This is a genomic window from Maribacter sp., assembly GCF_049667165.1.
Taxonomy (GTDB): domain Bacteria; phylum Bacteroidota; class Bacteroidia; order Flavobacteriales; family Flavobacteriaceae; genus Maribacter_A.
Genome location: NZ_JBATHS010000295.1, coordinates 1 through 7,553, shown reverse-complemented (window position 1 = coordinate 7,553; position 7,553 = coordinate 1). Strand labels below are relative to the sequence as shown.

The 7,553-nt window shown below is 41.7% G+C and carries 9 protein-coding genes; all 9 read right to left on the bottom strand.

Going from position 1 to position 7,553, the window contains the following annotated elements:
• Positions 1-644: alpha/beta fold hydrolase (locus WBM98_RS14095; RefSeq protein WP_424366663.1), on the bottom strand; the 644-nt coding region annotated here is incomplete at its 3' end.
• A 422-nt stretch (positions 645-1,066) separates the two neighbouring features.
• The gene (gene pyrF, locus WBM98_RS14090; protein WP_424366661.1) at positions 1,067-1,894 is read right to left on the bottom strand and encodes an orotidine-5'-phosphate decarboxylase; all 828 of its coding nucleotides are present in this window, start codon (positions 1,892-1,894) and stop codon (positions 1,067-1,069) included.
• Between the two features lie 117 nt (positions 1,895-2,011).
• Entirely contained in the window at positions 2,012-3,088 is a 1,077-nt protein-coding gene (gene prfA / locus WBM98_RS14085) for a peptide chain release factor 1 (RefSeq protein WP_424366660.1), read from the bottom strand.
• 134 nt (positions 3,089-3,222) lie between these two features.
• Positions 3,223-4,503, bottom strand: coding sequence for a DUF3570 domain-containing protein (locus tag WBM98_RS14080; RefSeq protein ID WP_424366659.1), 1,281 nt, complete (start codon positions 4,501-4,503; stop codon positions 3,223-3,225).
• 217 nt (positions 4,504-4,720) lie between these two features.
• Positions 4,721-4,930, bottom strand: coding sequence for a DUF4266 domain-containing protein (locus tag WBM98_RS14075; RefSeq protein WP_424366658.1), 210 nt, complete (start codon positions 4,928-4,930; stop codon positions 4,721-4,723).
• 9 nt (positions 4,931-4,939) lie between these two features.
• Complete coding sequence (locus WBM98_RS14070; protein WP_424366662.1) at positions 4,940-5,896, bottom strand: FAD:protein FMN transferase; 957 nt, start codon at positions 5,894-5,896, stop codon at positions 4,940-4,942.
• A gap of 35 nt (positions 5,897-5,931) precedes the next feature.
• Positions 5,932-6,366: a thioredoxin family protein gene (locus WBM98_RS14065; protein WP_424366657.1), complete on the bottom strand. Its 435-nt coding sequence runs from the start codon at positions 6,364-6,366 to the stop codon at positions 5,932-5,934.
• 27 nt (positions 6,367-6,393) lie between these two features.
• Positions 6,394-6,834, bottom strand: a complete 441-nt coding sequence (locus tag WBM98_RS14060) for a ubiquinol-cytochrome c reductase iron-sulfur subunit (RefSeq protein WP_424366656.1) — start codon at positions 6,832-6,834, stop codon at positions 6,394-6,396.
• Between the two features lie 147 nt (positions 6,835-6,981).
• On the bottom strand, positions 6,982-7,553 hold a 572-nt coding region (locus WBM98_RS14055; RefSeq protein ID WP_424366655.1), incomplete at its 5' end, for an AIR synthase-related protein.

The following is a 7,553-nucleotide window of genomic DNA, read 5'->3' as shown; positions in this document are numbered from 1 at the left end:
AGAAAAAGATAATCCTCTCCCCCCATGACGTACAACGTGGGTATTTTTGTATCTACTGCCCTGAAAACCCGAAGTAACGGATTTATTTCCGAGGTCAGTTTAAACCATCTGGTAAATTCCTGCTGGTAGAGTTTCTTTGCTTCCCGAACAAACAAGAGTCTGGATTCCTTATGGTTTCTATGGGGCATTATTATAAATGCGAAAAACTTATATAACCATAGGTACGGGACAATGGATTGGAACATAAGTCCTAATCGCATTAAAATCTGTGAACGAAAATCAAGTTTCATTATGGCACCGCCCATGACCATACTAGTTACCCTATGCGGATATTTCTCCGCAAGGTTCCGTATGAGAATCGTCCCTAATGATATACCTATAAAATGTGATTTTTCAATTTTCAAATGGTCGATTACCTCAACGATATCCTCCGTGATCGAATCAAAGGTATATTTGTCGTTAAAGGCGTCTTTTAAGCTAGGCTTGGAATTTCCATGCCCTCTGAGATCCAACAACAATACATTGAAATGCTTTTTGAATTCACGCACTTGCTTATACCAAATGGAAGAGCTTCCCCCTGCGCCATGGACAAAGGTTACCCATGTGGTTGATTCTTGATGTTCGTATGTGTAGTAACTTAACAATGGTGTTCTCGGTGCGTCCTTGTTTAGCAATCGTGCAATGTATTAAAACTTTTTATAGTGCAAATGATTTATAGTTTTTTTTAACAACGATTTCCCTATGTTTTTATGAACATTGTAATGTAATTGTTAATAAATGGACAAAATACCTGAATATTAGTTGAATATCATGTTTGAGAACGTCTAAAATGATAATTCGCGCGTATATTTGATATAACACTTCAGTACTATGGAAAAGCAATATTGTAAAGTCGGATCAGTTACTCCAATAACCTCTGGAAGTCAAGCTATATCGATATTGGAATACCAGTATCAGCGCTTTATGGAAAAAGCCTCAAGCATAAAATATGCGAACACTACCTTAGGTGAGTTTTTTGAGTACAAAGCCAAAAAAATAGAGAAAACCTTAGAAGGCCTGGTTTAATCTATAAATTGTCAAAAGCTATAAGCTCAGCTTTCATTTGGAGTTGCAACTCTTCTGCTTTTTCGGCAGCCTTCAAGGCAAAATCCTGGTTTTTTGAGGCATAAATGATTCCTCTTGAGGAATTCACCAGCAGTCCAATGTCATGGTTCATTCCATAATGGCATACTTCCTTTAAACTTCCGCCTTGAGCCCCCACTCCGGGAACCAGCAAAAAACCATGCGGAATGATCTTACGAATATCCCCGAGATAGCTGGCCTTCGTCGCACCCACTACATACATTAAATTATGGGCGTTTTTATAGGTCAGGGAAGTTTTAAGGACTTTCTCGTACAACGCATCCCCATTAACGCTTAGGGTCTGAAAATCATAGGCTCCCTCATTGGATGTAAGTGCCAATAATATCGTATGCTTATTCTCAAAGGCCAAAAATGGCTCTACGGAATCCTTGCCCATATACGGCGCTATGGTAACGGAATCAAAACCCAATTCCTCAAAAAATGCCTTGGCATAACGTGTTGATGTGTTACCGATATCCCCCCTTTTGGCATCGGCAATGGTAAATATTTCCGGATGGTTCTTATTCAGGTATGCAATGGTTTTCTCCAAAGCCTGCCACCCCTTAATACCATACGCTTCATAAAAAGCCGTATTGGGCTTATAGGCCACACATAAATGGTGGGTAGCATCGATTATTGCTTTATTAAACGCAAATAATGGATCTTCCTCTCGTAACAGATGGGGAGGTATTTTTTCCAGATCGGTATCCAAACCGATACAAAGAAAGGATTGTTTTTTGCGGATTTGTGCGATTAATTGTTGCGTAGTCATAAACCTATTGGTTCCTTTCGCGCCCACCAGCCTCAGACAAGGTTGTAGAGCGGTTATAATTAATACGATGTCCTTGAAGTTCTCGACTGCGCTCGAACGGACAAACGTTTGCCATTTCTAAAAAATCTCCGAGGCTTCTTTTAGTTTCTCGGTATTGTCAACCAAGCTCAACTCATCAATGATTTTTTGAATATCACCATTGATGATATTCTGCAGATCATAAAGTGTCAACCCTATACGATGGTCCGTTACGCGACCCTGGGCGTAATTATAGGTCCTGATCTTTGCCGATCGGTCCCCACTACTTACCTGTGAATTTCTCTTGGCCGCATCTTCTTCCTGTTTCTTGGCCAACTCCATATCATATAATCGCGAACGCAATACCTTAAAGGCCTTTTCCTTGTTCTTATGCTGTGATTTCTGGTCTTGGCATTGGGCCACCAAACCCGTTGGAATATGGGTAAGCCGAACGGCCGAATAGGTGGTGTTTACCGATTGCCCTCCCGGACCTGATGAACAAAAGAAATCGATACGTACATCCTTCGGATCTATCTGCACATCAAAATCCTCGGCTTCGGGCAAGACCATCACCGTAGCTGCACTTGTATGTACACGGCCCTGCGTTTCTGTTTGTGGTACCCGTTGAACCCGATGTACCCCGGCTTCAAACTTCAAAGTACCGTAAACATCCTCCCCAGAGACCTCAAACTGTATTTCCTTATAGCCACCACTGGTACCTTCACTCAAGTCGATGACATTGGTTTTCCAACCCCTATTCTCACAGTATTTGGTGTACATTCTAAATAGGTCACCGGCAAAAATACTGGCCTCGTCCCCACCGGTACCTGCGCGTATCTCGACAACGACATCCTTGGCATCCTCGGGATCCTTGGGTATCAACATTAATTTTATCTCCTCTTCCAACGGGGGCAAGCCTCCTTTGGCCTCTTCCAATTGCATTTTGGCCATTTCCAACATTTCGGCGTCGCTACCATCGGCAATGATCTCTTCGGCTTCCTGGATATTGTTTGTAAGCTCAATATATGCATCGCGTTTGGCCACAAGTTTTTTGAGGTCCTTATATTCCTTGGTGAGCTGCACATACCTTTTTTGGTCGGCAATCACGTCAGGCTGTATGATCAGGTCTGCAACCTCATCAAATCGCTGTTTAACTATATTTAATTTATCTATCATGGTCTTTCCTCTAATCGACTACGAATTTACAATAAATTTGTACATAAGAAGTATTGCCACTTTTACCAAAGCGCATTCATTTATAAATAAACATACGGTATCTATGATGGTTACGAAAATGGCAACTTTTTGTATCAATCCCCTATAAAGGTAGTTCCCAAGCTGAAAATATAGGAGGACAGTCCATCGCTACGATCATATTTATTGAATCGAAAATCAATGGTCTTCAGCCCGAACATCAAAACCTTGGCACTGGTAAAGATATCCTTGTAACGCAACCCTATCCCATATTGATGGGAATTGAATGCGGAAAGATCATAATCAGAGGAATAGTACCCAAGGCTGGAAACAGCGGCCTCCTTTGCGTAGAAATAATCCGCTGCTGTTTGCTTATAATAGCGATAGTTAGGATACAGCGTAAATTTATCACTCAATTTAACCGGGATCTCCAAACTGGCGGTATGGGCTGTGATTCCCCAATCATCGGCATAATATCTGTAGTAACTACGCAGTACGATCAAATCGTTCAAATAATAATTCAACCGGGCACCTATCGGGATCTTAAATCGATTATCCGGTAGTTGCTCTACCCCATCGGCCAATTGAAAGTCCTCGATAAAAAAATCGTTGACATCCCCAAAATAGACCCTTTGATGAGGGGTACTCAATAATCCTTTTTGAGACACCAAATCCATAAAGATGGAACCTTGCATTCGTTTCCCCAAAATTTGGGAAAAACTTAGCGAAAGGGAATACGAATTTCTTGTTTCATCATTGAAAGCCGTGAAACCCGGATTGTAGGTGCCATTTCCCATTATTCGGGTATCAAAGAAACCGTCCCGCAATTCTATAGGGTATTGGGGGTTCCATTTGTCTAAAAAAACCTGAAAACTCGCTGCCACTTGCGTATTCCTTTCATTGAACAACCGGGTATACCCACCTCCAAAACCTACCGAAAAATAATCATATTCTGAGGAAACATAGGCTTGTGCCGAGTATACCGAGTTCCGGTCTTCCGAACTATGTTCATATGTCGGATTGAAATGCACCAAGGCATCACTTTGGGAAGCTCCGGAGGAGGCACTGAACGGACTTGCCGTCCTACTTCTTTTATCAAAGGGATCTATGTTACTTGAAGAGGCCGAGGAATAGGCCGATATCCCCACATCGACCGTTAGGACATCATCAGGATTCAAGGGCATTTTAACCACAATACTGGATGTGGCATCGGTTAATTCTTCGGTACCCTCTCCTCCCGTTACCGCAGCATTTTGGCCATCTTGGTTGTAATAACTGAACAACAGATCTATTTCCGCGGTTTCCAAAACCCGCTTTTGATAGCTATTGGTGTTATCGTCTTGGGCAAAACCCCAATTAAACAGCAATAAGAAAAATAAAATACTAAGTTTATTCAAAGAAATATGTGTTATTTTATAATGTTTTTTCAAGATCCTGACGGTACCGTCAGGATAAGTTCAACTTGCGAATCCAAATTTTTTAAAAAGAAAATTTGGATTCGATTTATATTAAAATTTCTTTTAAATGATTAAAAGACCCCTCCTATTGTCGGGGTAAATTCAACCAACTATTTCAACCAATCCGTAAGTCGGTTTGTTGAAATAGGGTTTTTATTTAATTACATCCGCACCCACCTCCGGATTTACCCCCATTGGCACCTGCGGCGGCCTCCCGATAAACCTGAAAGTTCGTCTCAAAACGCTCTGCACCTTTGGCGCTCAAAACCATCTCCTCATCATTTAGATACACCTTATCGTACTCTTTCACTACGACGCAGGACGAGGATAATAGCGCAAAAACCAGCAAAGGGAACCATTTTTTCATAGTATGAAATTAAGGATTATTATCGAATAGTATACCACTGCTTTTATGTATTTTATTATTCGAATCGACCAAAATCACCTCGGTACCCCCGAGTTGGTTGATCAGCGATAAACCGGCCTCCTTGCCCATTATAAAAACAGCGGTTGCCAAGGCATCACAGAGTTCCGCACTTTTGGCAAAGACCGAAACACTGTTTACCCCTTGCGAAGGATATCCTGTTCTGGGATCGATGATATGGGTGTACTTCTTACCATCGAAAATGACGAATTTCTCATAATTTCCGGAAGTAGCCACGGAGGATTCAACAATCGGCAACCATGAAAATATCTTATCCTTGCTTAACGGATTGGCAATACCGATCAACCATTTTTCACCACTGGCTTTCGTTCCCCAGGTGGTCAAGTCCCCTGAGGCATTGATTATTCCGGCGACCACTTGTTTTGAAACCAATAATTCCTTGGCCTTATCGGCAGCATAGCCTTTACCGACGGCCCCAAAGGAAATCTTCATTCCCTTTTCCATTAGAAAAACAGTACGATTGGCTGGATCTAGAACTATCTTTTCATATCCAACTTTTGATACAGAATTGTTTATTTCTTCAGCAGTCGGCATATAATCCATACTGCCATCAAACTTCCAGATTTTATCCATCGAAGCAAAGGAAATATCAAAAGCACCATCAGTAATTTCAGATATCTTTTTGGTTCTTTCAATCAAATTAAAAAGTTCCAAACTTATCTTCACAGGTCGTATGCCCGCATTCTTATTGACCGACGATGTTTCAGATTCCGGATCCCAAGAAGATATCAACTTTTCTATACGGGTAATTTCGGCAACGGCTTCGTCGATATTGATATAACCGATTTCTTCATTCGCCGCGACCACGGTGATATCGAAACGGCTACCCATTAACTTTTGGGTCCTATGGACAGTTACATACTTGCGTTCTTGTCCAAATCCTGCCATGACGAAGAAGACAATAAACAGGGGGACAAGTTTTCTCACTTTATAAATGAGTTTAAAAGTGAAATGTAGTCATTTGGGCTAATTTTTTTAAATCCCGTGGTCCCCAAAACTTGTTCTTCTGAATTCAAAACCACGATCAGGGGAAAGAAGCCTTTGGGATTATACGCTTTGGCCAATTCGGCATTCCCATCCGCGATTTCGGTTGGCAATTGATTGTTTTTTTTCCTTGGGAAATCGGCTTTGTACAGTACATAATTTTCCTTGGAATAGTCCATAAATTCCTGTGATTGCCAAATATTTCTTTCGAGCATGATACAAGGCGCACACCAATCTGACCCTGCAAAAACCAGGATGATGGGCTTGTTCTCAGTAGCGGACACAGACAACGCATCGGAAAAAGTAGCATGCCAATCCTGGGCAGAAGCGAAAATCGAACCTGCCATAAATACCATAAAGATCAACTTTTTCAAAATAAATTTTTTTAAGGTTTCACCAAACTATTCAAAAACCCGGAGCAAATCGCCAGTGAGCTCGGTATTGTAAACTTTTAATTGTTTGGCGGTTTTACTGTCCACTTGGTTCAATGGCGTGCCATCAAGGTCAAAACGCGAACCATGTACATCACAGTAGAAAATTCCCCCATCAATCGATTCATATCGCACTTGGTCGTACGATTCATGGCTGCATACCTGGGTTGCCGCCACAAAATTACCGCTCAAGTCCTTGACCACAACGACTAAATTCTTTAAAATAAAACTCCCATTGTTGGCCAATTTCTGGCCTTCAGCGGAGTTCAAGTCAATTGTAAAATCGATACCCGTGGGTTGCTCTACCTTGTCCCCATCCACATCATCCTTTGAACATCCTTGCAAACAGGGAAACGTAAGTGCAAAGGCCGCACCTGCCCCTAAACTTCTAAGAAAATCCTTTCGTTCCATAGCATTGGTTTATTATAGACAACGTGGTATTCCGGCTAATCGTATACCCAAAACAACAAAGTCGTTTATCTACAAAATGAGCGATCGAAATACAGCATGGTTTACTTTGGAATGGCGCGTAAAACAAGCCACTTCAATTTCGATATACTACGCATATTCAAAGGTGCCGAATTCGCTTTTTATGGTAAGTTTTTTAGAGGCTGCATCCTCTACCCTGCCCACAATCTTGGCATCGACCCCAAAACTTTTCGAAATATGAATCAAATCCTGTGCCACGGTTGCGTTCGTATAAATTTCCATGCGATGCCCACAATTGAAAACCTGGTACATTTCGCGCCAATCGGTACCTGATTGGTCCTGGATCAATTTGAATAAGGGCGGTATGGAAAATAGATTGTCCTTTATAATATGAAGATTATCTATAAAATGAAGGATCTTGGTTTGTGCGCCACCACTGCAGGGCACCATGCCGTGAATATCCGTTGCATTGTACTTCGCTAAGATCTTCTTTACGATCGGTGCATAGGTACGGGTAGGTGACAACACCAATTTACCCGCATCGATAGGGGAATCCTTGACCTTATCCGTTAACCGAATATTGCCGGAATATACCAGATCGACAGGCACAGCCGCATCAAAACTTTCTGGGTATTTTTCAGCCAGATATTTGGAAAAGACATCGTGCCTTGCAGAGGTCAATCCATTACTACCCATACCCC